The organism is Croceicoccus sp. (assembly GCF_983967925.1).
This window is the reverse complement of the sequence record NZ_CFETID010000018.1, coordinates 1-26,857: the sequence shown is the minus strand read 5'-3', so window position 1 is coordinate 26,857 and position 26,857 is coordinate 1. Positions and strand designations below refer to the sequence as shown.

Here is a 26,857-nt window from a genome sequence, read left to right as displayed (position 1 = left end):
GCATTTTGCGGATAAAACGGGCTAGCGCCCGCCCGCGCGCCTAGGTAAGGCGCGCGCCATGACCGATGCAATCACCCCCGATGTCGTTGCCGCCCACGGCCTGTCCACCGAGGAATACGAACGTGTCCTGCACGCCCTTGGGCGAGAGCCCAATCTGGTGGAACTGGGCATCTTCTCGGTCATGTGGTCCGAGCATTGCAGCTACAAGTCCAGCCGCCTGCACCTGAAGAAGCTGCCGACCGAGGCGGAGTGGGTGATCTGCGGTCCCGGCGAGAACGCGGGCGTGATCGACATCGGCGACGGCCAGGCCTGCATCTTCAAGATGGAGAGTCACAACCACCCTTCGTATATCGAGCCCTATCAGGGCGCGGCGACGGGGGTTGGCGGTATCCTGCGCGACGTGTTCACCATGGGCGCGCGTCCCGTCGCGAACATGAACGCGCTGCGTTTCGGGCGGCCCGATCATCCGAAGATGAAGCATCTTGTGCAGGGCGTTGTCGCGGGCATCGGCGGATACGGCAATTGCGTCGGCGTGCCGACCGTCGGCGGCGAAACCAATTTCCACAAGGCCTATGACGGCAACATCCTCGTCAATGCGATGACGGTGGGCGTCGCGGACAGCGACCGCATCTTCTATTCCGCCGCGACGGGCGTGGGCAATCCGATCGTCTATGTCGGGTCGAAGACCGGGCGCGACGGTATCCATGGCGCGACTATGGCCAGCGCCGATTTCGGCGAGGACGCGGAAGCGAAACGCCCCACCGTGCAGGTCGGCGATCCGTTCACGGAGAAACTGTTGATCGAGGCCTGCCTTGAACTCATGGCGACCGATGCCATCGTCGCGATCCAGGACATGGGCGCGGCGGGCCTCACCTCGTCCTCGGTCGAGATGGCGACCAATGGCAAGGCGGGCATCAGGCTCGACATGGACAAGGTGCCGTGCCGCGAGGAAGGCATGACGCCTTACGAGATGATGCTGTCGGAATCGCAGGAACGCATGCTGATGGTGCTCAAGCCCGGCAAGGAAGCCATGGCCGAGGCGATCTTCAAAAAGTGGGAGCTGGATTTCGCGGTGATCGGCGAAGTCACCGACACGCGGCACATGGTGCTGGAATTCGGCGGTGATGTGGTGTGCGACATTCCGCTGGGTCCCCTCGCCGCGGACGCGCCGCTGTACGACCGGCCCTATATCGGGCGCGAGGAATATGCCGAATGGGCGGGTATCTCCCCGCTGTCCGACACGCCCGGCACCGATGACGTCGCGGGCGACCTCAAGCGCCTGATCGGATCGCCCGATCTCGCCTCGCGCGCGTGGATCGCGGAGCAATACGATTCGCAGGTCGGCGCCGACACGCTGCAGACCGGCGGAGACGCGGCGGTGGTGCGCGTGCATGGAACGCGCAAGGCGCTGGCGATCAGCACCGATTGCACGCCGCGCTATTGCTATGCCGATCCGCAGGAAGGCGGGCGGCAGGCGATTGCCGAGGCATGGCGCAATATCTGCGCGGTGGGCGCGCTGCCGCTTGCCGTTACCAATTGCCTCAACTTTGCCAATCCGCAGCGGCCCGAGATCATGGCCCAGTTCGTCGGCTGCCTCGAAGGCATGGGCGAAGCGTGCCGCGCGCTCGATTTCCCGATCGTGTCTGGCAATGTGTCGCTTTACAACGAAAGCAAGGCGACCGGCGGCGGCAGTGCCATCCTGCCCACCCCCGCCATCGGCGGCGTCGGGCTGATGCAGGATTACGGCATCATGGCGACGTCTGCCTTCAAGGCGGCGGGCGAGCAGATCGTGGTGATCGGCGGCGAAAGCGGCCATCTGGGCCAGTCGCTATGGCTGCGCGAGATTGCGGGCCGCGAGGAAGGCACGCCCCCGCCCGTGATGCTGGATCTGGAACGCAAGGCGGGCGAGACAGTGCGCCAGCTGATCGCGGACGGCGCGGTTACGGCGGTGCACGACTGTTCTGACGGCGGGCTTGCCGTGGCGCTGGCGGAAATGGCGTTGGCGGGCGGCATCGGCTGCGCGGTCGCCATGCCGGAAGATCGCGCCTCGCTCGCGGCATTCTGGTTCGGCGAGGATCAGGCGCGCTATGTCGTCACCGCCGCCGAAGCCGAACCCATTCTGGAGGCCGCCGAAGCAGCAGGACTCGCGGCTGTGGCTCTGGGCGAAACCGGCGGCGAACGGATCATCTTCCGCTCCGTCTATGGCGAAAGCATGGTGTCGCTGGCCGAAATCAAGGCCGCACACCGCGCCTTTTTCGAGGAATGGATGGAAGGCTGACGCCTCCGGCGGGGAGCCGTTCCCCGCCAGCGGTCACTTGACCCAGTCAGCCTCGGGAATGTCGAACAGCTTCAGCACGCTGGTCAGATCGCCGCGTTCGATCCAGCCATCGGCGGCTGCGCGCGCCTTGGGCTTGGCGTAATAGGCGATGCCGTAATCGGCGGCCTGAATCATCGGGATGTCATTGGCGCCGTCGCCCATGGCAAGGCTATGGTCGCCCTTCCCCAAGCGCTCCATTTCCTGTTCCAGCGTCTTCTTCTTCACCCCGCTGTCGACGATGGCCGCGGCGAGATCGCCGGTCAGCCGCCCATCGGTAACGCCCAGCACATTGCCGACGACGCGCCGGAAGCCCAGCATTTCGGCAACGGGGTCGGCGAAGGAATGGAACCCGCCCGTCACCAGCACCGTGTGGCAGCCGCGCGCGTTCAGCGTTTCGACCAGCGTGTGCGCGCCGGGCATCGGGCGGATGCGATCGGCAAGGCATTGCTGGATGGCGGTTTCGGGTAGGTCCTTGAGCAGGCCGACCCTTTCCTTCAGCGCGCTTTCGAAATCGAGTTCGCCCTGCATGGCGCGTTCGGTGATCGCGGCGATGCGGTCTTTCAGCCCCGCGAAATCGGCCAGCTCGTCGATGCATTCCTGCCCGATCATGGTCGAATCCATATCGGACACAAGCAGGTGCGGGACCACGATCGGTCCTGCCGACAGCAGCAGGTCGGACGGCGCAAAGGCATCGGACAGGATCGCGCGGACCTGCGCCGCATCCCCGCCCGCCATCGAGATCTGCAACACGTCGCCGCAGAAATCGAGCATGGTCGCCTCCGCCACGGGCCAACCCTTGTCCGCCAGCGCGGCACTGGCTGTGTCGAGCGCGCTTTCAAGCGTGGCGTGGTCTGCTATCAGCCGGGCGATGAGCACGGGACAAGTCTCCGAAAAAGCGAGTCAGGCGGGAATGCGCCGCGTCGCGGATAAACCAGGGGTGGCGCTCATCGCAGGGCCGACCGCCAGCGGCAAGAGCGATCTCGCCGTCCGGCTTGCGCTGGCAGCGGCCGAGCGCGGGCAGCCGGCAGTGGTGATCAACGCCGACAGCGCGCAGGTCTATGCCGATTTGAAGATATTGTCCGCCCGCCCTGCCGAGGATGAGATGCAAGGCGTCCCGCACCGGTTGTTCGGCACCTGGGACGGTGCGGCGGCGTGTTCGGCGGCGGAATGGGCAGCGGCGGCGCGCATGGAGATCGATGCAGCGCACGATAACGGCCGATTGCCGATACTGGTCGGCGGTACGGGGCTTTACTTACGGACATTGATCGACGGCATCGCGCCGGTGCCGCAGATCGATCCAGCGGTCCGCGCGCAGGTCCGCGATTTACCCGTGGCCGACGCGCATGCATCGCTGAGCCGCGAGGATCCTGTGGCCGCCGCCCGGCTTTCACCGACCGACACGACGCGCGTCGCGCGCGCTTTGGAGGTCGTCAGGTCGACCGGACAGCCGCTCAGCCATTGGCAGCAGCGGCTGGAAGGCGGGATCGGTGATCGGATCGACTTGCAGGCGCTGGTTTTGCTGCCCAATCGGGAATGGCTTTACGAACGATGCGACCGCCGTTTCGCCCTGATGCTCGAACGCGGAGCCGCCGCCGAGGTCGAAGCTTTGCTGGCGCGCGGGCTGTCACCCGACCTGCCCGTCATGCGGGCCATCGGGGTGCGCGAGATTGCGGCAATGCTTCGCGGCGACATCTCGCCTGAGGAGTGCGCGGAACAGGGCGCGCTCGCCACGCGGCGCTATGCGAAAAGGCAATATACCTGGTTTCGCCACCAGCCTCCGCATGATTGGAAGCGCGCGAATGCCGATGATTACCTTTCCTCGGCAAACAAAGCAACTTTATTACATTATTTTGGGTTGACATGAATGTTTATGTCTCCTAACCCGCCCCGCAAGTTAGGAAGACCTGTACGGGCCCGGCGACCAACACGCTCGGGCCCGTCTCTATCGGGGCTTTCGTTTTGGGCAAGTCTGGACCACAGGTCGGGACGACCCGCCAATCAGGATGATGGAGCGTATTGTGAGCGAGCGCAGCGGCGCAGAGATATTGATCGACAAGCTGGTCGAGCAGGGGGTCGAAGTCGTCTTCGGCTATCCCGGCGGCGCGGTGCTTCCGATCTATGACGCCCTCTTCAACGATGATCGCATCCGTCACATCCTCGTGCGGCACGAAGCGGGCGCGGCCCATGCTGCCGAGGGTTATGCAAGATCGACCGGCAAGCCCGGCGTGGTGCTCGTCACCAGCGGTCCGGGTGCGACCAATGCGGTCACCGGCATCGCCGACGCCTTTCTCGATTCGATTCCGCTGGTCGTGCTGACCGGACAGGTCGCCACCGCGATGATCGGGACCGACGCCTTTCAAGAGGCCGATACCGTCGGCATCACGCGCCACTGCACCAAGCACAACTATCTGGTGAAGGACCCTGCCGATCTTGCCGCCACGATCGACGAGGCGTTTCGCATCGCCACCAGCGGTCGGCCCGGTCCGGTGGTCATCGACATTCCCAAGGACGTGCAGGTCGCCAGCGTCGACGGCAAGCCGCACCAGATGCCAAGCCGCTACAACCCGCCCTTCTCCGGCGACGCGGAAGCCATTGCGCAGGCCATGGACCTGCTGGCAGCGGCCGAAGCGCCGGTTCTCTATACGGGCGGCGGCATCATCAATTCGGGGCCCGAAGCCAGCGCACTGCTGCGCGAACTGCAGGCCTTGTGCGGTGCGCCCGTCACCTCGACGCTGATGGGTCTGGGTGCCTTCCCCGCCGATCATGACGACTGGCTGGGCATGCTGGGCATGCATGGCACGTGGGAAGCGAACCACGCGATGAACCGCGCAGATTTGATCCTGTGCCTCGGCGCGCGTTTCGACGACCGCGTCACCGGCCGGATCGAGGACTTCGCTCCCGACGCGCGCAAGATCCATGTCGATATCGACCGCTCGTCGATCAACAAGACCGTCGCCGTCGACCTGCCGATCATCGGCGACGTCGGAGAGGTGATGCGCCAGATGATCGCGCGCTGGAAGGCGGCGGGGCACGAGGCGAACGAACTGACCGAATGGAAGGCGCGGATCACGGGCTGGAAGGCGCGCCAGTCGCTCGCCTATCCCAAGTCCGAGCAGGAGATCATGCCGCAGTACGCGATCGAGCGTCTGTTCGCGCTCACCCGCGAGCACGATCCGATCATCAGCACCGAGGTTGGCCAGCACCAGATGTGGGCGGCCCAGCATTTCGGCTTTTTCGGGCCCAATAAATGGCTGACCAGCGGCGGTCTGGGCACGATGGGCTATGGCCTTCCTGCCGCCATCGGCGCGCAGATCGGCAATCCCGATGCGCTGGTGATCGACATCGCGGGCGAAGCATCGATCCAGATGAACATCCAGGAACTGGGCACGGCGAGCCAGTACCGCCTCCCGGTCAAGGTGTTCATCCTCAACAACGAATTCATGGGCATGGTCCGCCAGTGGCAGGAACTGACCTATGAATCCCGCTATTCGAACAGCTATTCCGACGCGCTTCCCGATTTCGTGAAGCTGGCGGAGGCTTATGGCTGGAAGGGCATCGTGATCGAGGATCCCGCCGATCTGGATGCGGGCATTCAGGCCATGCTGGATCATGACGGTCCGGTGATCGTCGACTGCCGCGTGGCCAAGCTGGCCAATTGCCTGCCGATGTTCCGTTCGGGCGCATCGCACACCGACATGATGCTCTATGGTGACGAGGCGCCCGCCGCCATCACCGTCAGCGCAGAAGCGAAGGCGTCGGTCTGATGCATATCCAGCACAGGGAACAGGAACGCCACGTCCTGGCCGTCACCGTCGACAACGATCCGGGCATTCTTGCCAAGATCGCTGGGCTGTTCACCGCGCGCGGTTACAACATCGACAGCCTGACCGTCGCCGACATTACCGAGAACCACCGCGTGTCGCGCATCACCATCGTGACGCATGGCCCGCCGCAGGTGATCGACCAGATCCACGCGCAGCTGGACCGGCTGGTCCCGGTGCACAAGGTGGTGGACCTGACCGAACAGGGTCCGCATGTCGAACGCGAGCTTGCGCTGGTCAAGGTATCGGGCCGCGGCGACAACCGGGTCGAGGCGCTGCGGCTGGCCGATGTCTATCGCGCCAAGGTCGTGGATTCGACCACGCAGAGCTTCATCTTCGAGATCACCGGCGCGCCCGAGAAGATCGACAGCTTCATCGCGCTGATGCGCGAGCTGGGGCTGGTCGAGGTCGGTCGCACCGGGATCGTCGGCATGATGCGCGGTCCGGACAGCGCCTGAACGCCAGGCAATACATCCATTCGTTTGCTGCCCCCTCATGCGTTGAAGTGAGGCGGCAGCCCGTATAATCGCCCTGCGTGAATACGCCGGGCTGTAGGGGAACATGAAGTGAAGGTTTATTACGACGCCGATTGCGACATCAATCTGGTCACCGACAAGAAGATCGCCATCGTCGGCTATGGCAGCCAGGGCCACGCCCACGCGCAGAACCTGCGCGACAGCGGGGTGAACGACGTCGCGATCGCGCTCCGCGAAGGCTCGGCCACGCGCAAGAAGGCTGAGGGCGCTGGCTTCAAGGTGATGACCAATTCCGAGGCCGCCGAATGGGCCGACATACTGATGATCCTTGCGCCCGACGAGCATCAGGCGGCGATCTACAACGACGATATCGCGGGCCGGATGAAGCCGGGTTCCGCCCTCGCCTTCGCGCATGGCCTGAACGTCCATTTCGGCCTGATCGAGCCGCCCAAGGACATCGACGTCATCATGATCGCACCCAAGGGCCCCGGCCACACGGTGCGCAGCGAATATCAGCGCGGCGGCGGCGTGCCCTGCCTGATCGCGATCCATCAGGACGCGACCGGCAATGCGCATGATGTGGCGCTCGCCTATGCCAGCGGCGTGGGCGGCGGCCGTTCGGGCATCATCGAAACGAACTTCAAGGAAGAATGCGAAACCGATCTGTTCGGCGAGCAGGCCGTGCTTTGCGGCGGCGTCACCCATCTGATCCAGGCCGGCTTCGAAACGCTGGTCGAGGCGGGCTATGCCCCCGAAATGGCCTATTTCGAGTGTCTGCACGAGACGAAGCTGATCGTCGACCTGCTGTATGAAGGCGGCATCGCCAACATGCGCTACTCGATCTCGAACACTGCCGAATACGGCGACATCAAGACCGGGCCGCGCATCATCACCGACGAGACCAAGGCCGAGATGAAGCGCGTTCTGGCCGACATCCAGTCGGGCCGGTTCGTGAAGGACTTCGTGCTCGACAATCGTGCGGGTCAGCCCGAACTCAAGGCAAGCCGCAAGGCCGCCGAAGCGCACCCGATCGAGCAGACCGGCGCAAAGCTGCGCGCCATGATGCCGTGGATCGGCGCGAACAAGCTGGTCGACAAGGAAAAGAACTGATCCTTCGGCCCTGACGGGCCGCTGACATTATGGACCCGCCGCCCCATCGTGGGCGGCGGGTTTTTTGTTGAGCGATCTCAATCCACTAGGCTGGGTTACATGGCTGTGCCTACTTTTATTGTCCGCATTGATGGCCAAATAGCGGCGCGGACGGTTCGGGAATTGAGGAGATTATAATCATGAATGTGAAGACAAAGCTTGCGGCCTTCGCGATGGCAGGGGCCATTGTTGCCGCCCCCGTATTCGCACAGAACGACGTGCCCGCCCTTCCCGGTCAGGTAGACGTCTCGCGCGTGGCGGCAGGCAGTTATGCCGCCGATCCGCTGCACACGCTGGTCGGCTTTCGCGTCAACCATTTCGGTTTCAACGATTATTTCGGGATTTTCGGCGGCGTGACCGGCACGCTGCAGATCGATCCGGCCAATCCTTCCGCCGCCAGCGTCGACGTGACGATCCCGGTTGCCGATGTCACCGTGGCCGCGCAAGGCCTCAAGGATCATCTGCTGCGTGCCGGTGAGGACGGCGGCGACCCCGATTTCTTCGGTCCCGATCCGGCCGCGGCGCGCTTCACCTCGACTTCGGTGGCGATGACCGGCGACACCAGCGCGAACATCACGGGCAATCTGACGCTGAACGGCGTGACCAAGCCGGTGGTGATCGCCGCCGAGTTCACCGGCGCGGGTGCCAATCCGATGAGCCAGGTCCAGACGCTGGGTTTCGAAGGGCGCACCACGATCAAGCGGTCCGATTTCGGTGTCGACGCCTTCATTCCGCTGGTGTCGGACGAAGTCGAACTGGACATCACGGCGGCATTCGAAAAGCAGTAATCTTGCGCGGATGACGGGCAGCGAGGGGCGATTTGTATCGAAATCGTCCCCGCTGCCCGCGGTCTTTCGCTTTACAAGCGGCGGATGGTGCAGCATAGGCAGCCCCATGAACGCGAAGCCTGGACTACTCCTGCGACTTATCCGCCCCCGGGCGTGAAGCGATGCGTCGTGTCCGCGGCGCCGTCTGCGCCCCGGGGGACACGATCCACTCTGCTGAAGGGCTTGAGGGCCGAACCAGCCAGATCATCGCACAGATCCAGGACGTAAAGCGAACAACCCCATGACTATGCTGCAGAACCCTTCGGCCAAGTACCGGCCGTTTCCGACCGTGCCGCTGGAAAACCGCCAGTGGCCCTCGCGCGTGATCGACAAGGCGCCGCGCTGGCTCTCCACCGATATGCGCGACGGCAACCAGTCGCTGATCGATCCGATGGATGCGGTGAAGAAGAACCGCTTCTTTGACATGCTGGTCAAGGTGGGGCTGAAGGAGATCGAGGTCGGCTTCCCCGCTGCGGGCGCGACCGAGTTCGACTTCATAAAGGGCCTTGTGCGGTCGGGCCGGATTCCAGACGATGTGCTGGTGCAGGTGCTGACCCAAAGCCGCGAGGATCTGATCCGCCGCAGCTTCGAAAGCCTCGAAGGCGCGAAGCAGGCCATCGTCCATGTCTATAACGCGGTCAGCCCGGCGTGGCGCGACATCGTGTTCCGCATGACCAAGGCCGAGGTGCGCGAGATCGCGGTCGCCGGCGCCAAGGTCATCCGCGACGAGGCGGGCAAGCGCCCCGATACCGACTGGCATTTCGAATATTCGCCCGAAACGTTCTCGACCGCCGAACTCGATTTCTCGATCGAGTGCTGCGAGGCGGTGATGCAGATACTGCAGCCGACGCCCGAACGCCCGATCATCCTGAACCTGCCCGCCACGGTCGAGGCGGCGACGCCCAACATCTATGCCGACCAGATCGAGTATTTCTGCCGCAACTTGCCGAACCGCGACAGCGCGGTGATCTCGCTCCACACGCATAACGACCGCGGCACCGGGGTCGCGGCGGCGGAACTGGGACTGATGGCGGGCGCGGACCGGATCGAGGGGTGCCTGTTCGGCAATGGCGAGCGGACGGGCAATTGCTGCCTCGTGACGATGGCGCTCAACATGTACACGCAGGGTGTCGATCCCGGCCTCGACTTCTCGGACATCGACGCGGTGATCGAGACGGTGGAATATTGCAACCAGATCCCCGTCCATCAGCGCCATCCCTATGGCGGCGAGCTGGTGTTTACGGCCTTTTCCGGCAGCCACCAGGACGCCATCAAGAAGGGGTTCGAGGCGCACGAACAGCAGAACGACGAGCTGTGGCGCGTGCCCTATCTGCCGATCGATCCCGCGGACCTGGGCCGCAATTACGAGGCGGTGATCCGCGTCAATTCGCAGTCCGGCAAGGGCGGCTTTGCCTGGGTGCTGGAGCAGGACAAGGGGCTGAAGCTGCCCAAGCGCATGCAGGCCCATTTTTCGCGCGCGGTGCAAAAAATGGCCGACCAGACCGGCCGCGAGCTGAACGCCGAGGATATCTGGCAGGCTTTCCGGAACGAATACCGCCTCTCGCGCCCCCAGCACTTCCAGCTTGTCGAATATGAGGAAGCCCGCGCCGCCGACGGCACGCGCATCTTCTCAGGCAAAGTGTCCGTCAATGGCGAGGAACGTTCGGTTTCGGGCCGCGGCAATGGGCTGATAAGCTCGGTCATCGCGACCTTGCGCGACAGTTTCGACCTGACCCTCGAGGTGAACGATTATTCGGAGCACGCCATGAACAAGGGTTCCGACGCGCGGGCGGCGGCCTATGTCGAGTGCATCACGCCGGACGGCTGCACGATATGGGGCGTGGGCATCGACGAGGACGTCGCCACCGCCAGCGTGCGTGCGATCCTGAGCGCCGCCAATGGCGCGTGGGCCGAGCGTGACTGACGCATAGGGATGCGCGCCCGTCAGCTGTACGGGCGCGTATCATCCCACAGCAGATCGGCCATGGCGTCGAGATGCGAGAAATCGATCCCGGTACCGACCGGATCCTTACGGTTCAGAATCAGCGGCTTGCCCGAACAGGTCAGCAGGCGGCGCTTCAAGGCCCGCTGAAGCAGGGCCATCCTTTCGAGCGCATCATCATTGGCACGCTGGCGCCGCGATCGATCCGCCGCGGCCGAGCCCAGGATTTGCCTTCGATTTCTTGACTGTGACCAAGACATCTCGATCGCAGCGACCCTTTCCAGCACCAATTCATTATAGAGGCGGTGCGGGCCGCGGTGCAGCGGCAGCCCATGTTTGAGAGCCAGCTTTTCCGTAGCCGGCAACAGGACACCGTTGGTCCCGAAATTCTCAAACCCCAACCCCTGCGGAAGAAGCTCCGCAAAGAAACGTTCCAGACTGCCGTGTGAAAGTAACTGCCGAGGCAACAGATGGTGCCGCTGCCATCCCGGAGAATAGCCTGCCGAACCCCTCCTGTTGACCGACGAAAACCTGGTTCCGGACGAACCGATATTCGCTGACGATTTTTGCATGCCTGTTAGGCCTGCACTACGCGATCAAATGCTAATACCAATCTTAGCGATAGAGGTTAATGTGGCCTTTATTCGCATCGACTTGCACGTGGACCGGTCCGAAGCCGTCGACATCGATCGTCTGGTCCTGCTGGATCGGCCCCTCGCGCACAAGAAAGTCGATCATGCGGATCGCCAGCCTGGCCTGATCGCGGCCCTCCATGCCCTCCCCCGGAAGCACCGCGACCTCTTGACCGACGAGAAATTCGAGGCCGGTTGAGCGCATTACGCCCGTATCCTCGCGCACCAGAGCGGTCAGGCCCAGCGCCGGAAAGGCGCCGCCGTCGATCCATACCGAAACCATTCGGCGGAAATAGTCGGCGCCCATCAGGCAATCGGCCCCGGACCAGAAGACTCCGACCGCTTGCGCGTCGAGCAATTCCAGTGCCAGCGCGCATTGATGCCGCAACATGTCCACCGGGTCGAAATCGGAAACGAAGGCCGGCGAAGCGGCGATCGTCACCGCGAGACAGTCGCCAATCAGATCGCGATCGATTTCAAAACAATGTGCGGGACTGCCCCCGCCCCAGGCCGACCTGTCCGCGAAGCGAATGGTGAGTTCCATCCCATCCTCGCCCGCCACGCCGTCGCCGACGCGCCATTGGTCGACCCCGAGGGTCTCGACGGCCCGGCCCGCCGACTGCAGCCGGGTGCGAAGCAGCCGTTCACGTTCGGTCCGCTTATCATGGAAAAAGAGGGTTAAATGCCGACCCCGCAATTTCTGTTCGTCCCTCATCATCTAAAATTGCGAGCGCTACCACGCGGGGCAGCCGCCACAAATCTCCCACGGCGTTGCCTAGTAGAGCAAACATCGGTTGCTGACGAGATCCGGTTCGATCCGTATTGGACCTATCCCGACTCAGGACAGAATCGGATATGTCCTGTCGGTCATCCGGCTAGAACACACCCATCGCCGTGCCTGCCGCCAGGGCGGCTCCCAGATCGAAACAGGCTTTGCGGTCTGCCGGCGACAAGGTTTTTTGCGCCATGATGTCCTCGGGCGTCTGCGCGCCGAAATTGCATATCAGCGGATCGGCCACCCGTCGCAGCCGCCAGCCTGTCGCGATGCGGTCGATCTGGCGGGTCGCATTTTCGCCATCCGATCCTGCCGCGATGGCGGTGGCAAAGGGCTTTCCCTCGACCTTGCCGAGAACGGGGTAATAGCAGCGGTCGAAGAATTCCTTCATCTCGCCAGACATCGCGGCCAGATTTTCCGGACACACGAACAGCAATGCCGCCGCGTCCAGAACATCGCCCGGTTCGGTATCCCTCGCGCGCAAAAGAGCGGCGGCAACATTGTCATCCTGCGCATCGGCCCCTTCCCTTGCGGCCAGAGCCATGGCCTCCGCGCCGCCTGTGCGTGAATGCCAGACGATCAGAATCTGGCGCGCCGCGTCTGGCTTGTCCGTTCGGTTGCCGCTCACACCCGTCTCGCCGATTGTCCCGCTGGATCGTGAATAAAGCTAAATCGTGGATAAGTCGCCGACATGATGGAGAGGGACCGAAAGGCTCTCTCCCCACGTGCTATGATCCGACCATGGCTTCCCGGATCGACGAACGCAATATCAAGGGCTTTGTCTGCAATGTCTCGTCCTCGCTTTCAGGGCGGGCGTGGCAATGGCGCGGCGGGAACATGGCGCTTGGCATGGCGGCGGACGGCGCGGGCCTGCTTCGTCAATTGCTGCTTTCCCGCGGCGTGCAGGAGGATGACGTCGACCGCCAGATGCAGCCCACCATGCGCGCGTTTCTGCCCGATCCGTCGATCTTCGCCGATATGGACGGCGCGGCCGAGCGTCTTGCGCAGGCCGTTCTGGGCGGTGAGACGATCACGATCTATGGCGACTACGACGTCGACGGCGCCACCAGCGCGGCGCTTCTGATCCGTCTGCTGCGCCAGCTGGGCGTCGAGGCGGGCCATTACATTCCGGATCGCCTGCTGGAAGGCTATGGTCCGACGGGCCAGTCGCTTGTCCAGCTGGCGGAAAGCGGATCCAGCCTGATCGTCACGGTCGATTGCGGCGCGATGGCGCATGACGCGCTGGCGGCGGCGGCGGATGCCGGGGTGGACGTTATCGTCGTCGATCACCACAAATGCGCCAGCGAATTGCCCCGCGCGGCCGCGCTGGTGAACCCGAACCGGCTGGATTCGAGCGACGAGGCGGCATCCTATGGCCACCTCGCGGCAGTGGGTGTCGCCTTTCTTCTCGGCATCGCGCTGGTGAGACTGCTGCGTGCCGAGGGCTATTTCGTCGAAAGGCAAGAGCCCGACCTGATGGGCCTGCTCGATCTCGTGGCGCTGGGAACGGTGGCCGATGTCGCGGCGCTACACGGCCTTAACCGCGCGTTCGTCGCGCAGGGGCTCAAGGTGATGGCGCGGCGACAGAATGTCGGGATCGCGGCGCTCTTGGACGCCGGCCGGGTTAAGCGCGCTCCGCACGCGAGCGACCTTGGCTTTGCCCTGGGTCCGCGCATCAATGCAGCGGGACGGATCGGGGATTCAAGCCTTGGGGTCCGGCTCCTGACGACCGAAGACACTGCCGAGGCACGCGAGATTTCCGCCCTGCTCGACCGGCTCAACGAAGAGCGCCGCGCGATCGAGGGAGAGGTGCAGCTTGCCGCGGAAGCGCAGCTGCTGGGCCAGCATAACCGGTCGGTGCTCGTGCTGGCCGGTCGCGGCTGGCATCCCGGCGTGATCGGTATCGTCGCGGGTCGTATCAAGGAAAAGACGAACAAGCCGGTCTTCGTGATCGCCGTGGAAGAGGACGCTAAGGACGGATCGTTCGTCGGCAAGGGATCGGGCCGCTCTGTCACGGGCGTCGATCTTGGCGCAGCGGTCATCGCCGCGTGTGATGCGGGCTTGCTGGTCAAGGGCGGCGGGCATGCAATGGCAGCAGGCCTGACGATCGAGGAAGGCCGGATTGACGCGTTCAGGGACTGGCTGGACGAGCGCCTTGGCCGCGATGTCGAACGGGCAATGGCGTCGCGCGCGCTGACGCTCGACCTTTCGCTGGCGCCGCGCGGGTTGCATGCCGAGCTGATCGAACAGATGGAAGCCGCGGGGCCGTATGGCGTCGGCTGGCCGGCGCCGAGGGTGGCGGTCGGGCCGGTGTCGCTTATCAAGGCGGATGTCGTCGGACAGGGGCACGTGCGCCTGATCGCGGCCGGACAGGACGGCGCGCGGTTCAAGGCCATCGCCTTTCGGGCCGAGGAAAGCGATCTGGGCCAAGCCTTGCTCCACGGATCGCGCGGGCGGAAGTTGTGGCTGGCCGGACGGGCCAAGATCGACGACTGGGGTAGTGTTCCGGTCGCCGAATTGCTTTTGGAAGACGCGGCGTTCGCGGATTGAGACCAATTGCTGGCGATTCGCATCCGGCGCAGTAGAACCCGGAAGCATGAGCTTTCCCGCCATCATCCGTGAGGAAATGCGCATCGAGGCGCGCACGCTGCCCGATCGGCTGGAGCATTGCGTGATGGAATGGCCCGTCATGCAATTGAACCGTGACGCATTCCTGTTCACCACGCCGCGAGGCACGCGTTTCCATTATGCCAGGGGCAAGGGCATCGCGATTGCGCAGGGCGATGACGGTTCGACCGAGGAAACCGATCTTTTCTACAACGGCACCGTCTATGGCGCGGTCGCATGGCTGAACGGGCTGGTGCCGCTTCACGCCAGCAGCGTGGTCATGGGAGGCAGGATCGTCGCGTTTACCGGCGATTCGGGCGAAGGCAAATCCACGCTGGCCGCAGCCTTGGGGCGATATGGCTTTGCTCACAGGTCGGATGATGTCTTGCTGCTTCAATTCGCCGATGATGGCATACTTGCCTGGCCGGACCGGAACCGCATCAAATTATGCGAGGACGCGTTTGCAATGACGGGCGCGCGTGCGCTTTCGCCCATCGAACCGGGCGCGGCCAAGTATTTTGCCGAGCTTCTGGAGGCGGAAAAGTCTGACCTGGAGACGAAAGGCGGGCAGCCCTTGCCCCTGACGGACCTTATCGTCCTCCAAACCTGGGATCGCGATGAACCGATGCTGGAGCCGTGCACGGGAGCATCCAAATTGCCGTGTATTGTCAAAGCGATGTACCGCATCGAAATCGCGATCGCGCTGCAGGACGAAGCGCGTTATCGGCGCGATCTGATGTCATTGGGAACAGGGCTGCGGGTGTGGACGTTGAATAGACGTAGAGATCGGGGCAGTTTCGAATCGGATCTGCCGAGGATCGTGGATCAACTCAGCCGTCTCTGAGAAATTGTGCATTTGCGAATTACGCGAAATGGTGTATAAGACCTCAGTATCAGACGCGGACAATGCAGGACGCCAGACAATTATGAAACAGTCGAAAGCCCTTTGGAGCGAACCCAAGCTGGAAGCGCTGGACGTCGACCTGTCTTCGGTCGCGTCGGGCAACAACTACTACGTGGACGGTAGCGGGAAGAACAACTTGTCGCGTAATTCCTGACGCCGAGCCTTTATTAGTATCATGCGCGCCCCGGCTTTCTGGCCGGGGTTTTCGTATGCGCTGCGTTGAAGCCCTATATTTGGGTCAGTCGCTAGCAAAAGCATTGTCTACAAATTTGCGCGTCTGATAAATTGTCAGCACTTACCGTTGCTTTGCATAGGCTTTGCTTTGCGGCTTAGGTTTCGGCATATGTCGTGACATGCCGCTGAAAAAACTTTCGAAGATCACCGAACGATACGAAGCGAGCCCCGTCGATGACGAGCTTATGCTGATCGATATCGATACGGGGCGTTTTTTCGCGCTCAAGGATGTCGCACTGCGCATCTGGACACTGCTCGATAGCGATGATGATCTGGAAGCCATTTCGGAAAAGCTTTGCTCCGAGTATGAGGTGGAGCCGACGGAAGCACGCGAAGGGGTCGCGCGATTTGCCGAAAGTCTCGTCAATGCCGGATTCGCCCGATATTGCTGATCGATTATATGTTCTTTGCGGCAGATCCGTCGAGGATAGCGCAAAGGCGTGAGGACGGCGCGATGACCACACGGAGCGCCTCCCGCCGGATGACACTCGAAGCGATGGTTTTCTTGCCCATCGCTCGCGGACTTGTGAACCATGTCCCGATGAAGAATTGGCGCCGAACTCTGGGCGCTATCGTCAAACCGGTCGATCCGCCTGTCATGGGACCAGCCTCTACGACTGAGAACCTCGGCCTGTCGCGCCGATTGGCCAGACAGGTGGAGCGAGCGGCAGGACGCCTGCCCTTCCATACCAAATGTCTTCCGCGCGCGGTCGCCTTGCAGTGGATGCTGCGAAGGCGGAATATCGAAGCGCGGCTGATCATCGCGGTCTACCGGGGATCGGATGCCGCGATGGACGAATATCACGCGTGGGTCGAAGTCGGGGGAGACATCATCCTCGGCCATTGCGATCGCCGCCTGTACCGCCCGTTGATGACTTTCTCGAATGCAGCGGTTGGGCAAGTCCCCCGCGCCGAGGGATAATTTCGATGGGTTCGCTGCTTGTCGCCGCCGCGATCGACCTGGGCGATGGAAGCTGGTGCGGGGGTGCGGACGTTGCTCTACGGGGCAGGATCGCCAATTCGCTGGGGCTTGGGCAAGGCGGACCTGTCGGATCGGCACGGGTCGACTGCGGCCTGCTATTCACCCGTGCCGCCTTGCGAGATGCGCCGCCCCCTCGCCTGGGGGCACGCAAACCGCCCTGGACGCCGCATCGCGGTGCCGATGGCGCCTATGTCCTGTTTGCCGGTGAACTGCATGACCGGGATGCTATCCTGGCAAATCTGCCCGAAAGGCCTGCCGGCCAGGGCGACGATGCGATCTATGCCGCGGCCCTAACGCAGTTCGGTGACGATTGCGACCGCCGGCTGAGCGGGCGTTACGCCGCCATTGCCTATTACCCCGATGAGCATCGGCTGCGGCTTGCCCGTTCGGCGCTGGCTGCGCCGCCTCTTCACCTGTGGCGCGATTCCGGGCGTATCGTCGCGGCATCGACGTCTCGGGCCGCGATTGCCGCGGGCGCAAGCGATCGCGTCGACCGGACGCAAATGGCAGACGCCCTCTATCTGAACTTCGGCGACAGCAGGCGCGGCTGGTTTCGGGATATCGAACGCGTGGCGACCGGCGAGGTGGTTCATCTCGATCGGTCCGGCCTCAGCCGCCGCCGCTTCTGGGATATATTCTCGCTCCCCGAAGTCCGTTTCGCGAAAGACGCGGACTATGTCGAAGCGGTCGAAACGGCGATGGCGCATGGCTCGCGCGAGACCTTGCGCGGTTTCGGCAAGGTGGCCACCGAGTTGTCCGGCGGACTGGATTCGCAGGCTGTCGCGAGCTTCGCGCTGGATGCCCTGCCCCCGGACAGCCCGCTCAAGGCCTATTGCTGGGTCCCGCAAGAGGGTTTCGAGGCGCTGGACTGGCCCAATGCCCACGGCAATGAGGCAGCCAATGCAGAGGCATTTGCGGCCATGCATCCGCGCATCGACCTCGAGCTTGTCGACACGGGATCGGCGCCCTTGTCGGACGAAGAGGACAAGCTGTTCCTTCTGGCCGGCCTTGCCCCCATGGGCGCAGGCAATCTGCATTGGGGGCACGAAATCCTGCGGCGCGCATCGCGCACGGGCTGCGATGTCGTCCTCGACGGCGATTTCGGCAATAGCGGTTCAGCTATGACGGTCTGACCGGTCCCGCCAGTTGGCTGCGGCAAGGCAGGGCGGGCCTTGCATGGCGCGAGGTTTCGGCTCGGGGCGGGAAAGGATCGGACTTTCGGCGCTTCATCAGCCAGGCCGTCATGCCGCAATTGTCGCTGACGCTTCGCGCAAGACTGCGGCGAGCGCGAGGTCGGGCTCTCGACCCCTTCGAGAGCTGGTGCCCCCTGCGCTCCGATTATGCCGAGCGGAGCGGAGTGCTCGCCCGCGGAAGAGCGATGGGACACGATCCGCTGTTCCTTGACCGAAGCGATGCGCGCGAATGGCGGGCGGCCGTCATTGCCGGATCCTCCGGCGACGGTGCCGATCTGGCCCTGGCGCTTGAGTTGCTGCACGGTGTTCCGAAACGCTCGCCGCTTGCCTATCGGCCGCTCTTCGAGCTGGCGGCGGGCATTCCCGACGAACAATATTTGCGGAACGGGCAGACCCGCTGGCTTGCAAGGCGCGTTTTGAAGGGCCGCGTGCCCGAGGAGGTGCGATGCGAAACGCGCCTCGGCATCCAGAGCAGCGACTGGCCGCTGCGCTGGTCGAAGGAACGCGACGCGATCATGGCCGAGCTTGACCGGCTGGAAGACGATGCGGACATTGCCGAGATGCTCGATTTGCCTCGGCTCAAGAATTGGATGCGCGAATGGTCGGGGGGCAACTCCGTCGGCGGTCTGGAAGCCGCGCGCATCTTCTGCGCCGTGGGCCGCGGCCTTACCGCCGCGCGCTTCGTGAAGTTTCAGGAACGCGGCAATGCATAAGGCCGACGACTGGACCTTTCGCGTACCCCGCCACGAACTTGCCGAACTGATCCTTTTGAAAATCTGCGGCGGTAGCGAGCCTGATGACGGGCAATTTGCGGCCTTGGACGACGCAGGATGGACCGCGATCGAGGCGATTGCCGTCCGGACGCGCACGGCCAATTTGCTGCACCGCCATCTCCGCGCCAGCACTGTCGCGGTACCGCAGCATACCGCGTTGCGGTTGACCGATCTCTATCGGCGGCAGTCCATCTATGCGCTTGAACAAAAGCTGGTTCTGGGCCGCATCGCAGCCCTGCTGGACGACAAGGGCATTGAGCATGTGGCCCTGAAAGGTTCCGCGCTCGCCTATTCGCTCTATGATCAGCCCGCGATGCGTCCGCTGCGCGATCTCGACATACTGGTCCCGGCGGAGCGGGCCGTCGAGGCGCGCGAATGGCTGCTGGTCAACGGGTTCGCGCCTGCGCCATGGGCGAAGAGCTATGGCACCGAATACAACCACCAATTGCCCGAGATCGTGTGCGAGCAGCACGGGGTCACGGTTGAAATTCATCACCGGGTCTTTTCAAGGCATTGGGCCGGAGATTCCGAGCTGACCGCGATGCTGCTCGGCACGGCTTGCCCGGTCACGAGTTCCGGCCACCCCATCGCCTATGCAGCCCCCCTGCCCAACCTGCTGCACCTGACGGTTCATGCGACCTTGCACAATTGCTTTGACAATGGCCCGCTCACGATTGCGGATATCCATCGGTTGTGGCGCCATCCCGACCTCGACCAGAAGGCCGCGGTGAAGGTCGCAGACAGGCTGGAACTCAGACGCTCGCTCGATCTGCTGCTCGCCTTGGCAAGGGAAGCCGGGCAGATCGACATTCCTGCGGAAATCAGGCCGGACGTGGACCGCGCGGGACGCTTTGTTCCCGATGCGCTGCAGGCCATGTTCCAGGTTCCCGCAGAGGCCGACCAGCGGGCGATGATGCGCCGGCTCGAAACGGGGAATGCCGGCTCGGGACCGCTCGGCGCGCTGCAGAAAGCCATTCACCCTACCCCGCAAAAACTGGCCGAGCTTGCCAGCACTAGCGCGCAGGATCGGCTGCGATGGACCGGCTATCCGCGATGGGTGCTGCAGCGAGGGCGGGATTATCTCGCCTCGATGACCAACCCCTCATTGCGAGAGGCCGCAAGACGCGATGCCCGCATGCTGCAATGGCTGCGTCAGGAAACGGAACGATAGGCAGGCGGGACATCCATCTTCGCTATCGCAGCATACAGGGTTGACCCCGCTCGCCGCAGCGGCCAAATCCAATGTGTGACAGATCCTGACCCCGATCGCCCGCTTTCAGAGCCTCCGTTACTCGATTTCGGCACTGACGCGCTTTTCCTCGATTTCGACGGCACGCTTGTCGAATTGTGCGACCGGCCAGACGCCGTCGACGTTCCCGACCAGCTTTTACGCACGCTCCACGAATTGAACGATCGTCTGCAAGGCCGGCTCGCGCTGGTCAGCGGGCGCGCGATCGAGGTGTTGGACGGTTTCGGCATGATCGGACTGGCGGCAGCGGGCAGTCACGGCTCGGAATGGCGCCTCGCCGGAGGAGAACGCGAATATCTGCCGCGTCCCGACGGGCTGGACATTGCGCAGCAGCAATTTGCCGTTTTCGCCGAAACGGCCGACGGCCTGCTGTTCGAGGACAAGCCGCTGGGAGCCGCCCTGCACTACAGGCGTGCACCCAACATGCGCGAGGCGGCGCAGGAGCTGGCCAAACAGCTGGCCGACAAGCACGCGCTCCACGTGCAGCATGGGCATGACATGGTCGAGGTGCGGGTCGCCGGTGTCGACAAGGGCACTGCCATTGCCGAACTTCTCAGCCTGTCGCCTTTCGCCGGTCATCGGCCGGTGTTCCTGGGCGACGATGTGACCGATGAGGATGGCTTCCGAACGGTAGAGGACGCGGGCGGTATGGGGATCCTGGTCGGCGCACCGAGACGGACCGTTGCAAGCCACCGCCTTCCCGGCGTTCGCGATGTGAACGATTGGCTGAAACGTTCGTTGCATAAAGACAAGTCGCAGCACGCCGGAACCGGAACAAGCGAGGACATGCCATGAGCCGCCTAATCGTCGTATCGAACCGGGTATCGATGCCCAGTCCCGATGGCTCGCAAGGCGGTCTTGCCGTCGCGCTGCAGGCGGCTTTGCGGCAATCGGGCGGGCTCTGGTTCGGCTGGTCGGGACATGAGGTCGAGGAATTCACCGGATCGGTGAACTTCGAGGAAGTCGATGGCGTCCGGTCTGCCGTCGTTGATCTGGAACCGCAGGACGTCGAGGAATATTACAACGGCTTTGCCAATCGCACCTTGTGGCCGCTGTTTCACTACCGGATCGACATCGCGAAGTATAACCGCAGCTTCGGATCGGGTTACGAGCGCGTAAACAAGCGCTTTGCCGAACCGCTGCATGTGATGATCGAGCCTGGCGATACGATCTGGATCAACGATTATCACCTGATCCCGATGGCGTCGCTGCTGCGCGATCATGGGGTGAAGAACAAGATCGGCTTCTTTCTTCACACCCCCTGGCCGCCGACGCGCCTTCTGGTTTCGCTGCCCCATCACCAGAGGCTCGTCAGGTCCATGTTCGGCTATGACGTGGTCGGCTTCCAGACCGCCGAATGGCTCGAAAGCTTTCGCCATTACTGCGAGAATGAACTCGGTGGATCGGTCGATGGCGATTACATCACCGTCGACGGCCAGCGGATGCGCGCGGTCGTGTGCCCGATCGGCATCGACTTCAAGAATTTCGTCGAGGCGGGCGATACCGGCCTTGCTAACGAGCTGGCCGAACGCATGCGGATCTCGCTGCGCCAGCTGACCATGATCATCGGTGTCGACCGGCTGGATTATTCCAAGGGCCTGCAGGAAAGGCTCGTCAGTTTCGAGCATATGTTGTCGGCCCATCCCGAGCTTCGTCGCTCCGTCGTGCTGGTACAGGTCGCGCCCCCATCTCGCGGCGAGGTTGAGCAATATCGCCACGTCCGCGAGGAACTGAATGAGCTGGCAGGCCGCATCAACGGGATGTTCGCAGAGGTCGACTGGACGCCGATCCGATACGTCAATCGCGGCTATCGGCGCGAAGAACTGACAGCGCTTTACAGGGCCGCACGGGTTGGTCTGGTGACTCCGCTACGTGATGGCATGAACCTTGTGGCCAAGGAATATATCGCGGCGCAGGATCCCGACGATCCGGGCGTCTTGGTGCTGTCCCGATTTGCCGGCGCGGCGGCGCAGATGCCCGAAGCCCTGCTGGTCAATCCATATGCACCGGAAGAAGTTGCCGACGCCATCCAGCGTGCCCTCAAGATGCCGCTGGCCGAACGCAAGAGCCGCTTTGCAAGCCTTCGCGAAGGGGTGGAGCACGAAGACGTTCACTGGTGGCGCGAAAAGTTCGTGAAAATGATCGAAGAAACCGAGACGGTCCGCTAGTCTGCTGTCGATAATCGGTCGGCTCTGCTGGCTTTCTTGAAAAAGGCGTGCATTTCCAAGCGAATTGCGTGCAGGAGAGGCATGATGAATTCGCTGTTTCGCAGGGCCACTGCCGCTGCCGTCGTAATGTCGCTTGCAGGACTTGCGGGCTGCAACCAGTCCGAGCAGGACACGCTGGTAGAAGCCCCGACCAAGCAGGCCCCCGATCCCGCGCAGGCAGAGGTTTCGATCGAAAAGGCGCAGGCAGTCCGCATCGCCGCCTTGAACAATCGCGATGTCGATGGCGCCGTATCGGTCTATGCGCCTAATGCCACGCTGGTCATTCCGAATGTTGAGCCATTGACCGACCCGGCATCGATCCGGGCGAATTACGCCTCTCTTCTCGGCGATGAAAATGTGAAGATCGCGGTGACCCCTACCCAGACCTGGGTTTCGGCGGGGGCCGATTTCGCGGTTACTACAGCCCGGATTTCGATCAACAGCACCGATCCGGTGGGAAGCCCGATTGTTTCCAGCACGAGCCAGTCGGTGTGGCAGCGGCAGGCGGACGGGTCATGGAAGATCGTCTCCGAATATAGCGTGGCGCTGCCTTCTGCCCGCGCCGCAACGGACGAGACCGAGGGCGATGCCGCGCCCGCCCCGGTCGATGAGAACATGGCCGATCGCGCCGATACCGTTCCCTCCGACTAGTATTCCGTGACAGGACGGGCACCCGATCGTTCGATCGGATGCCCGCCTCTGATTAGTCGGCAGTCTCTATGGACTGCCGCCGCGACCCTGTCTCTTATCCGGCCGGCGACATCAGTTCCGTCATTGCCACCTGGATACGCTGTTGCAATTCCGTATCCGTCTGCGTCCTTGTGCTGATCTCGTTGAACCGCTGAGGGGTCAGGCCGTGTTCGCTGACGGTTGCGACCATCTGGGCCTGCTTTTCCTCGGCCGGGATTGCGGCGTCGCCTTCGATCTTCTGGATGTCGACGATCGCGGCGGCAAAGCTGTCGACCTCTGCCTCGGTCACCGGGGTTGCGGCCATTGCCTCACCTTCGGCCATCGGAGCGGCGGTTTGCGGTGCCGTTGCCGGGGCCTCTGCCGTTTCGGCGTCCATTGCGTGACCGGCGTGGTCGGTCGCGTCCTGGGCCATTGCGGGTGCTGCGAGGCCGGTTGCGGCCATCGCGCTGAAGATCATCAGTTTTTTCATGTCACGATACTCCTTTTCGCCAATATGCGACAAGAAGTCCCAATCCCCGGCCCTGAATTCAACGGCGTTCCCGCCACTACGTGCCGCAATTGAGGCCGAAATGAGGCAGTCGTGCCTCAGCAGCGATGAAGTGAAAGCGGTGCGGGCCGTGGCAGTAACCCGCACCGCTCCGGGGGATGCGCCGCTGATCCCCTAGTCGATGATGTCGATCACCGCGCCGGCAGAGGCTCCGATGGCGGCGCCCTTGCCTGCGTCGCCCGCGACGGCGCCTATGCCGCCGCCGATGACCGCGCCCTTGGTGGTGGCGCAGGCGGCGATGGAGAGCGCCACCATGGCCGCGATGGCGATCCTGTTGTGCTTTGTCATGGCTCTATCCTTTCCGCGCTTCATCGTGCCGCGACCGATGCGCGCCACAGGGCGCCCAGCACCGGGACCGAGCGATTGGCCGCATTGGCGTAATAGCTGTCGAGGCTGGCCTGCATCTGCGCGATGGACTGCTGGTCCGCGGCGGCCAGATAGCGCGACAGCGGATCGCTGGCGTCGGCGGTGCCGCGCTTTTGCCGCAGCGCCTGGTTGACGGCCAGCACGTTGACGACGCCGACCAGATAGGCCTGCTTCTGCTCTGCGGTCGATTGCATCCACAGATCGCCGTCGACCTGGCGCACTTCTGCCATGGCGGGGGCGGAGATCGCGGTGACGGCAAGACATGCCGCCGCGATGGCGCCCAGTTTTCTCTCTCTCCAGCGGATCATGGATCCCTCCGTTCTGGTCGGTCGGTTGCGACCTCTGACGCGCAGACTGGGCCGATGCGGATGGCGGCGGTATCGGGGGATCACCCCAATATCACGCGGCAAGCCCCGACCATGGGGACCGGATTTTCCCTCTCCCGCCGCCACCGTCCGCCCCGGCATACCCCCGCGAAAAGTGACAAAGGTGACACGTCCTACAGGCTGTGTAACCCGGCCCTGTGCCGCGGAAATGCTGGGCCTTGGGGCGAAAAGTGACACCGCGGGAGTGCGGAGAGATGTGCGGGCAAACATCGGGGTCGCGGGCCGGAGATCAGGGGTTCGATCCGTACCAGCCTTCCAGCGCGCCTTCGTAGGAGCGGGCGCGGCGCAGTTCGGCGCTGCCCTGATCGCCGGCTTCCTCGTCGGTCCAGTCGAGCGGGCCGCTCTCGATCCGGGCGAGCAGATGGTCGAAGCCCTTGGCGCCGTGCTCGCGCGCGAACTGGTGGCGGCCGATCTTCCACGGGTTCGAGGCGATCCAGATCGACAGCCGCTCGTCATACTGGCGCGAGGTGCCGACCAGCTCGCCCTTGTAGTAGTGCGGAACCTCGACCCCGTTCACCGCCCGGTCGAGCATCGCATGCGCAAGCTGCGTCAGCCCCGCCTCCAGCGCGACTTCCCAGCCGAGCGCGAAAGGCGTGCCGACCAGACGGTCACGCAGGCGATAGGCGCTCTGGCGCGTAAGGCCCACGGCAGACGCGGCCTGCGCGACGGATTGGGACGCAGCCAGTTCGCGCAGGAAGGTGACCATTTTCGCGCGGGTCCAGCCCGCGTGACGGTTGCGCGAGGGGGGAGCGAGGTCGGTGGGGGCGGAGTCACAGGGGGTGAGATCGTTCATGGAGGAATCTCCCGAGGTTTGATCAAGGGCGGAAGAGCGCAACCCGTCAGCGGAGCGCTGGAACGGGGCGCGAAGCGACTCCCGCAAGCGCGAACGCGCGCCGCCGCTTATGCGGCGAAGCCAAGCGGCCCGGATGGGCCGCGCCCGGCGTTTGAGGGACCCAAACAAAAAACGGCGAATTACGCCAACGTCGCGGCAAGGCCGCAACCGGCAACATCACGGCCAGCGCGACCGCCGCGGCGCAGGATATGCAAAGGTCCGCGCCCTGCCCCACAGCACTTCCTCGTTATAGAGGTGCTGGAGCGCTATCTCGGCGGTGGAAGGCGTTCCGGTCCCGATCCGCCCAGCCTCGACATGCGCGCGCCATCGGCGGGCGTGATCGATGGTATCGCGGTCGGATGGTGCGGGGATTTCAAGGGGCATGGCCGGTTCCTCTCTGTGCGAGGGTTGAGGGAACCGGGTTAGTTATACAGGTCGGGGTGTGTAGGACAATAAAACTTCATTCTACTTATTAGCGAAGTTGCGGAGATCAGCAACAAGCTCCTCCCAGCCGGAGCTTACATTACCCAACCAAGCGCCGGATTTTCGAAACGCAACCTCAGCAGCAATAAAGTTATTTACCTCATTAAAATCGAGAGTTGCCATTTCCTGAGTATAAGAAGAACCGAAACCACCTTTGCGGTTTACCCTCTCAAGATCTCGGTCGTATAAATGAAAAGAGCTAGCAATATGAAAATAACTACCAAGAGAGATGTCAAGTTCAAAGGCCATCCGCTCTTGAAATATTGTAAATAGAAATATGTCATATGGTAAACCTAGGTAAACATCATTACTCCTCATGTTCACCACAGCATGAAGCCTCCCGTCCCTTACCAAGAATTGCATGCTTGTTAGGCATGATTTATCGAGAGTATATAAATCACTGGATACTGTCGCATCTGTTACGATCACAGATCGACGACTGTCTAAATCATTTTTTAATATTTGTTTTGCCACTTCCCATTGCGAGTTCTCTCCCCCCGAAAATATCTTAGCACCATAACAACTTCCATTTACACGAAGGCCATCGTCACTGTATTTTTTCCAGCTTTTCGCATAGTGGGCTAAGATATCCACGTCTCTTGACCCGGATAAATGCCAAGCAGCTTCAGCCGCACCCAAGCCCGAAGACCAGCCTCTCTTGGACCAGCTTATCTTTCTTTTTCTCGGAGAGGTTAACTCGAAGCCGACGACCGGCACCTCATAAGTAAGCATACCCCTAGGAGAAACTTTTTCTCCTTCATCTCTACACATTTCAAAAGCCCATTTGACAACATCATCAGATGAATCAAACTTTAGGAAACTATTCATCTTTCAGCCTGTCCTCAAGTTGAGATACCTTGGCCTCTAATTCTCGTATTTCATCCTCGTACCGAGAAATATATTCGTCTCTCCGAGAATCTGTGTCTACGGCCACTCGAAAAAACCCTAGGTTCAGCAAAAAAGACATAAAGGTAATAATCAACGCGACAGTTGCGACGAAACCTAAACCTCGAAACACCAACCCTTTTGCAGCGGACGAGACAATATCTTCGACATTAAGGAAAGTGTCTCCAAATCTTCCGGCCACCTTCTGTTTTTTCTCCTGTAGATAAGTCCTATACGAAATAGGATCACCAAGACTTGAATCCTCTACTTGCGATAAATTGAAAAACTGGCATCGAAGGAACACATCGCCCGCCTCGATTAAAAAATTATTCTTGCTGAAGTTCACCAGAAAGCTGGACATTGGACCTTGGTAGCCAGGATCAATAATCCCAATGTTAAGAGCGAGCATGCCGTTCGTGGAAACTGAAGTTTTAATCGACGCTAGCCCAGATACATTTCTTGGTACAGCGAGGGTTTCCGCAGCTATGACCTCGACGATCCCTTGCGGAGGGACGACGTATCTATCCCGTCTTATTCACGGGGTTGGCTACGAAGGGTTGGCGGGAGTGGCATAAGCCTC

General features: G+C 62.5%; 29 protein-coding genes. 18 read left to right on the top strand and 11 right to left on the bottom strand.

Annotated elements, in window-relative coordinates:
* Positions 1-58 precede the first annotated feature (58 nt).
* Complete coding sequence (gene purL, locus AC4FIJ_RS11160) at positions 59-2,278, top strand: phosphoribosylformylglycinamidine synthase subunit PurL (RefSeq protein WP_490336800.1); 2,220 nt, start codon at positions 59-61, stop codon at positions 2,276-2,278.
* Positions 2,279-2,311: 33 nt separating this feature from the next.
* Here the strand turns inward: purL and serB are convergent, their stop codons facing one another.
* Positions 2,312-3,193 (bottom strand): phosphoserine phosphatase SerB, encoded by an 882-nt coding sequence (gene serB / locus AC4FIJ_RS11155; protein ID WP_490336799.1) that lies wholly within the window; start codon positions 3,191-3,193, stop codon positions 2,312-2,314.
* Between the two features lie 34 nt (positions 3,194-3,227).
* Between serB and miaA the strand changes: the two genes are divergently transcribed.
* The 6 genes from miaA to leuA all read left to right on the top strand — a co-directional run bounded on the left by miaA (position 3,228) and on the right by leuA (position 10,514).
* Positions 3,228-4,181, top strand: a complete 954-nt coding sequence (miaA, locus tag AC4FIJ_RS11150; protein WP_490336798.1) for a tRNA (adenosine(37)-N6)-dimethylallyltransferase MiaA — start codon at positions 3,228-3,230, stop codon at positions 4,179-4,181.
* 151 nt (positions 4,182-4,332) lie between these two features.
* Positions 4,333-6,081: a biosynthetic-type acetolactate synthase large subunit gene (ilvB, locus tag AC4FIJ_RS11145; protein WP_490336850.1), complete on the top strand. Its 1,749-nt coding sequence runs from the start codon at positions 4,333-4,335 to the stop codon at positions 6,079-6,081.
* Entirely contained in the window at positions 6,081-6,596 is a 516-nt protein-coding gene (gene ilvN / locus AC4FIJ_RS11140; protein WP_490336797.1) for an acetolactate synthase small subunit, read from the top strand. Before ilvB ends, ilvN begins: the two co-directional genes overlap by 1 nt.
* A 108-nt stretch (positions 6,597-6,704) precedes the next feature.
* Complete coding sequence (gene ilvC / locus AC4FIJ_RS11135; protein ID WP_490336796.1) at positions 6,705-7,724, top strand: ketol-acid reductoisomerase; 1,020 nt, start codon at positions 6,705-6,707, stop codon at positions 7,722-7,724.
* A 179-nt stretch (positions 7,725-7,903) separates the two neighbouring features.
* Positions 7,904-8,551, top strand: a complete 648-nt coding sequence (locus AC4FIJ_RS11130; RefSeq protein WP_490336795.1) for a YceI family protein — start codon at positions 7,904-7,906, stop codon at positions 8,549-8,551.
* A gap of 280 nt (positions 8,552-8,831) precedes the next feature.
* A complete protein-coding gene (leuA, locus tag AC4FIJ_RS11125) occupies positions 8,832-10,514 on the top strand; it encodes a 2-isopropylmalate synthase (RefSeq protein WP_490336794.1) in 1,683 nt (560 codons plus the stop codon).
* A gap of 20 nt (positions 10,515-10,534) precedes the next feature.
* Here leuA and AC4FIJ_RS11120 read toward each other — a convergent pair whose 3' ends face one another.
* The 3 genes from AC4FIJ_RS11120 to AC4FIJ_RS11110 form a co-directional block, all read right to left on the bottom strand.
* Positions 10,535-11,104, bottom strand: a complete 570-nt coding sequence (locus AC4FIJ_RS11120; RefSeq protein ID WP_490336793.1) for an AHH domain-containing protein — start codon at positions 11,102-11,104, stop codon at positions 10,535-10,537.
* Positions 11,105-11,147: 43 nt separating this feature from the next.
* Positions 11,148-11,882 (bottom strand): hypothetical protein, encoded by a 735-nt coding sequence (locus tag AC4FIJ_RS11115; protein ID WP_490336792.1) that lies wholly within the window; start codon positions 11,880-11,882, stop codon positions 11,148-11,150.
* 157 nt (positions 11,883-12,039) lie between these two features.
* On the bottom strand, positions 12,040-12,483 hold the full coding sequence (locus AC4FIJ_RS11110) for a flavodoxin family protein (protein WP_490336849.1): 444 nt from the start codon (positions 12,481-12,483) through the stop codon (positions 12,040-12,042).
* A 197-nt stretch (positions 12,484-12,680) separates the two neighbouring features.
* Between AC4FIJ_RS11110 and recJ the strand changes: the two genes are divergently transcribed.
* The 11 genes from recJ (at position 12,681) to AC4FIJ_RS11055 (ending at position 22,739) form a co-directional block, all read left to right on the top strand.
* The gene (recJ, locus tag AC4FIJ_RS11105; RefSeq protein WP_490336791.1) at positions 12,681-14,489 is read left to right on the top strand and encodes a single-stranded-DNA-specific exonuclease RecJ; all 1,809 of its coding nucleotides are present in this window, start codon (positions 12,681-12,683) and stop codon (positions 14,487-14,489) included.
* 124 nt (positions 14,490-14,613) lie between these two features.
* Positions 14,614-15,390, top strand: a complete 777-nt coding sequence (locus AC4FIJ_RS11100) for a hypothetical protein (RefSeq protein ID WP_490336790.1) — start codon at positions 14,614-14,616, stop codon at positions 15,388-15,390.
* A gap of 82 nt (positions 15,391-15,472) precedes the next feature.
* Positions 15,473-15,604, top strand: coding sequence for a hypothetical protein (locus AC4FIJ_RS11095; RefSeq protein WP_490336789.1), 132 nt, complete (start codon positions 15,473-15,475; stop codon positions 15,602-15,604).
* 265 nt (positions 15,605-15,869) lie between these two features.
* On the top strand, positions 15,870-16,076 hold the full coding sequence (locus AC4FIJ_RS11090) for a PqqD family protein (RefSeq protein WP_490336788.1): 207 nt from the start codon (positions 15,870-15,872) through the stop codon (positions 16,074-16,076).
* Positions 16,077-16,084: 8 nt separating this feature from the next.
* Positions 16,085-16,606, top strand: coding sequence for a lasso peptide biosynthesis B2 protein (locus AC4FIJ_RS11085; protein ID WP_490336848.1), 522 nt, complete (start codon positions 16,085-16,087; stop codon positions 16,604-16,606).
* Between the two features lie 5 nt (positions 16,607-16,611).
* The gene (locus AC4FIJ_RS11080; protein WP_490336787.1) at positions 16,612-17,799 is read left to right on the top strand and encodes an asparagine synthase-related protein; all 1,188 of its coding nucleotides are present in this window, start codon (positions 16,612-16,614) and stop codon (positions 17,797-17,799) included.
* Between the two features lie 245 nt (positions 17,800-18,044).
* Positions 18,045-18,572: an asparagine synthase-related protein gene (locus tag AC4FIJ_RS11075; protein ID WP_490336786.1), complete on the top strand. Its 528-nt coding sequence runs from the start codon at positions 18,045-18,047 to the stop codon at positions 18,570-18,572.
* Positions 18,565-19,803, top strand: coding sequence for a nucleotidyltransferase domain-containing protein (locus AC4FIJ_RS11070; protein ID WP_490336785.1), 1,239 nt, complete (start codon positions 18,565-18,567; stop codon positions 19,801-19,803). Before AC4FIJ_RS11075 ends, AC4FIJ_RS11070 begins: the two co-directional genes overlap by 8 nt.
* Before the next feature lie 75 nt (positions 19,804-19,878).
* Entirely contained in the window at positions 19,879-20,676 is a 798-nt protein-coding gene (otsB, locus tag AC4FIJ_RS11065; protein ID WP_490336784.1) for a trehalose-phosphatase, read from the top strand.
* Entirely contained in the window at positions 20,673-22,049 is a 1,377-nt protein-coding gene (locus tag AC4FIJ_RS11060) for an alpha,alpha-trehalose-phosphate synthase (UDP-forming) (RefSeq protein WP_490336783.1), read from the top strand. Before otsB ends, AC4FIJ_RS11060 begins: the two co-directional genes overlap by 4 nt.
* Positions 22,050-22,133: 84 nt before the next feature.
* A complete protein-coding gene (locus tag AC4FIJ_RS11055) occupies positions 22,134-22,739 on the top strand; it encodes a YybH family protein (protein WP_490336782.1) in 606 nt (201 codons plus the stop codon).
* 94 nt (positions 22,740-22,833) lie between these two features.
* On the opposite strand, the gene AC4FIJ_RS11050 is transcribed toward AC4FIJ_RS11055, so the two are convergent.
* The 7 genes from AC4FIJ_RS11050 to AC4FIJ_RS11020 form a co-directional block, all read right to left on the bottom strand.
* On the bottom strand, positions 22,834-23,280 hold the full coding sequence (locus AC4FIJ_RS11050) for a DUF4168 domain-containing protein (RefSeq protein ID WP_490336781.1): 447 nt from the start codon (positions 23,278-23,280) through the stop codon (positions 22,834-22,836).
* 159 nt (positions 23,281-23,439) lie between these two features.
* Entirely contained in the window at positions 23,440-23,613 is a 174-nt protein-coding gene (locus AC4FIJ_RS11045) for a hypothetical protein (RefSeq protein WP_490336780.1), read from the bottom strand.
* A gap of 20 nt (positions 23,614-23,633) precedes the next feature.
* The gene (locus AC4FIJ_RS11040; protein WP_490336779.1) at positions 23,634-23,999 is read right to left on the bottom strand and encodes a hypothetical protein; all 366 of its coding nucleotides are present in this window, start codon (positions 23,997-23,999) and stop codon (positions 23,634-23,636) included.
* 307 nt (positions 24,000-24,306) lie between these two features.
* Entirely contained in the window at positions 24,307-24,870 is a 564-nt protein-coding gene (locus tag AC4FIJ_RS11035) for a hypothetical protein (RefSeq protein ID WP_490336778.1), read from the bottom strand.
* A gap of 216 nt (positions 24,871-25,086) precedes the next feature.
* Positions 25,087-25,293, bottom strand: coding sequence for a hypothetical protein (locus AC4FIJ_RS11030; RefSeq protein ID WP_490336777.1), 207 nt, complete (start codon positions 25,291-25,293; stop codon positions 25,087-25,089).
* Positions 25,294-25,374: 81 nt separating this feature from the next.
* Positions 25,375-26,220: a thymidylate synthase gene (locus AC4FIJ_RS11025; protein WP_490336776.1), complete on the bottom strand. Its 846-nt coding sequence runs from the start codon at positions 26,218-26,220 to the stop codon at positions 25,375-25,377.
* Positions 26,213-26,812, bottom strand: coding sequence for a dCTP deaminase domain-containing protein (locus AC4FIJ_RS11020; protein WP_490336847.1), 600 nt, complete (start codon positions 26,810-26,812; stop codon positions 26,213-26,215). Before AC4FIJ_RS11020 ends, AC4FIJ_RS11025 begins: the two co-directional genes overlap by 8 nt.
* Between the last annotated feature and the right edge of the window lie 45 nt (positions 26,813-26,857).

Excerpts from the sequence above, each read along its gene's own strand:
- purL (WP_490336800.1), top strand. The coding sequence starts at position 59 with ATGACCGATGCAATCACCCCCGATGTCGTTGCCGCCCACGGCCTGTCC.
- miaA (WP_490336798.1), top strand. The coding sequence starts at position 3,228 with ATGCGCCGCGTCGCGGATAAACCAGGGGTGGCGCTCATCGCAGGGCCG.
- ilvN (WP_490336797.1), top strand. The coding sequence starts at position 6,081 with ATGCATATCCAGCACAGGGAACAGGAACGCCACGTCCTGGCCGTCACC.
- AC4FIJ_RS11130 (WP_490336795.1), top strand. The coding sequence starts at position 7,904 with ATGAATGTGAAGACAAAGCTTGCGGCCTTCGCGATGGCAGGGGCCATT.
- leuA (WP_490336794.1), top strand. The coding sequence starts at position 8,832 with ATGACTATGCTGCAGAACCCTTCGGCCAAGTACCGGCCGTTTCCGACC.
- AC4FIJ_RS11120 (WP_490336793.1), bottom strand. The coding sequence starts at position 11,104 with ATGCAAAAATCGTCAGCGAATATCGGTTCGTCCGGAACCAGGTTTTCG.
- AC4FIJ_RS11115 (WP_490336792.1), bottom strand. The coding sequence starts at position 11,882 with ATGATGAGGGACGAACAGAAATTGCGGGGTCGGCATTTAACCCTCTTT.
- AC4FIJ_RS11110 (WP_490336849.1), bottom strand. The coding sequence starts at position 12,483 with ATGGCTCTGGCCGCAAGGGAAGGGGCCGATGCGCAGGATGACAATGTT.
- recJ (WP_490336791.1), top strand. The coding sequence starts at position 12,681 with ATGGCTTCCCGGATCGACGAACGCAATATCAAGGGCTTTGTCTGCAAT.
- AC4FIJ_RS11100 (WP_490336790.1), top strand. The coding sequence starts at position 14,614 with ATGGAATGGCCCGTCATGCAATTGAACCGTGACGCATTCCTGTTCACC.
- AC4FIJ_RS11095 (WP_490336789.1), top strand. The coding sequence starts at position 15,473 with ATGAAACAGTCGAAAGCCCTTTGGAGCGAACCCAAGCTGGAAGCGCTG.
- AC4FIJ_RS11090 (WP_490336788.1), top strand. The coding sequence starts at position 15,870 with ATGCTGATCGATATCGATACGGGGCGTTTTTTCGCGCTCAAGGATGTC.
- AC4FIJ_RS11085 (WP_490336848.1), top strand. The coding sequence starts at position 16,085 with ATGTTCTTTGCGGCAGATCCGTCGAGGATAGCGCAAAGGCGTGAGGAC.
- AC4FIJ_RS11080 (WP_490336787.1), top strand. The coding sequence starts at position 16,612 with ATGGGTTCGCTGCTTGTCGCCGCCGCGATCGACCTGGGCGATGGAAGC.
- AC4FIJ_RS11075 (WP_490336786.1), top strand. The coding sequence starts at position 18,045 with ATGGGACACGATCCGCTGTTCCTTGACCGAAGCGATGCGCGCGAATGG.
- AC4FIJ_RS11070 (WP_490336785.1), top strand. The coding sequence starts at position 18,565 with ATGCATAAGGCCGACGACTGGACCTTTCGCGTACCCCGCCACGAACTT.
- AC4FIJ_RS11060 (WP_490336783.1), top strand. The coding sequence starts at position 20,673 with ATGAGCCGCCTAATCGTCGTATCGAACCGGGTATCGATGCCCAGTCCC.
- AC4FIJ_RS11055 (WP_490336782.1), top strand. The coding sequence starts at position 22,134 with ATGAATTCGCTGTTTCGCAGGGCCACTGCCGCTGCCGTCGTAATGTCG.
- AC4FIJ_RS11045 (WP_490336780.1), bottom strand. The coding sequence starts at position 23,613 with ATGACAAAGCACAACAGGATCGCCATCGCGGCCATGGTGGCGCTCTCC.
- AC4FIJ_RS11040 (WP_490336779.1), bottom strand. The coding sequence starts at position 23,999 with ATGATCCGCTGGAGAGAGAGAAAACTGGGCGCCATCGCGGCGGCATGT.
- AC4FIJ_RS11035 (WP_490336778.1), bottom strand. The coding sequence starts at position 24,870 with ATGAACGATCTCACCCCCTGTGACTCCGCCCCCACCGACCTCGCTCCC.
- AC4FIJ_RS11030 (WP_490336777.1), bottom strand. The coding sequence starts at position 25,293 with ATGCCCCTTGAAATCCCCGCACCATCCGACCGCGATACCATCGATCAC.
- AC4FIJ_RS11025 (WP_490336776.1), bottom strand. The coding sequence starts at position 26,220 with ATGAATAGTTTCCTAAAGTTTGATTCATCTGATGATGTTGTCAAATGG.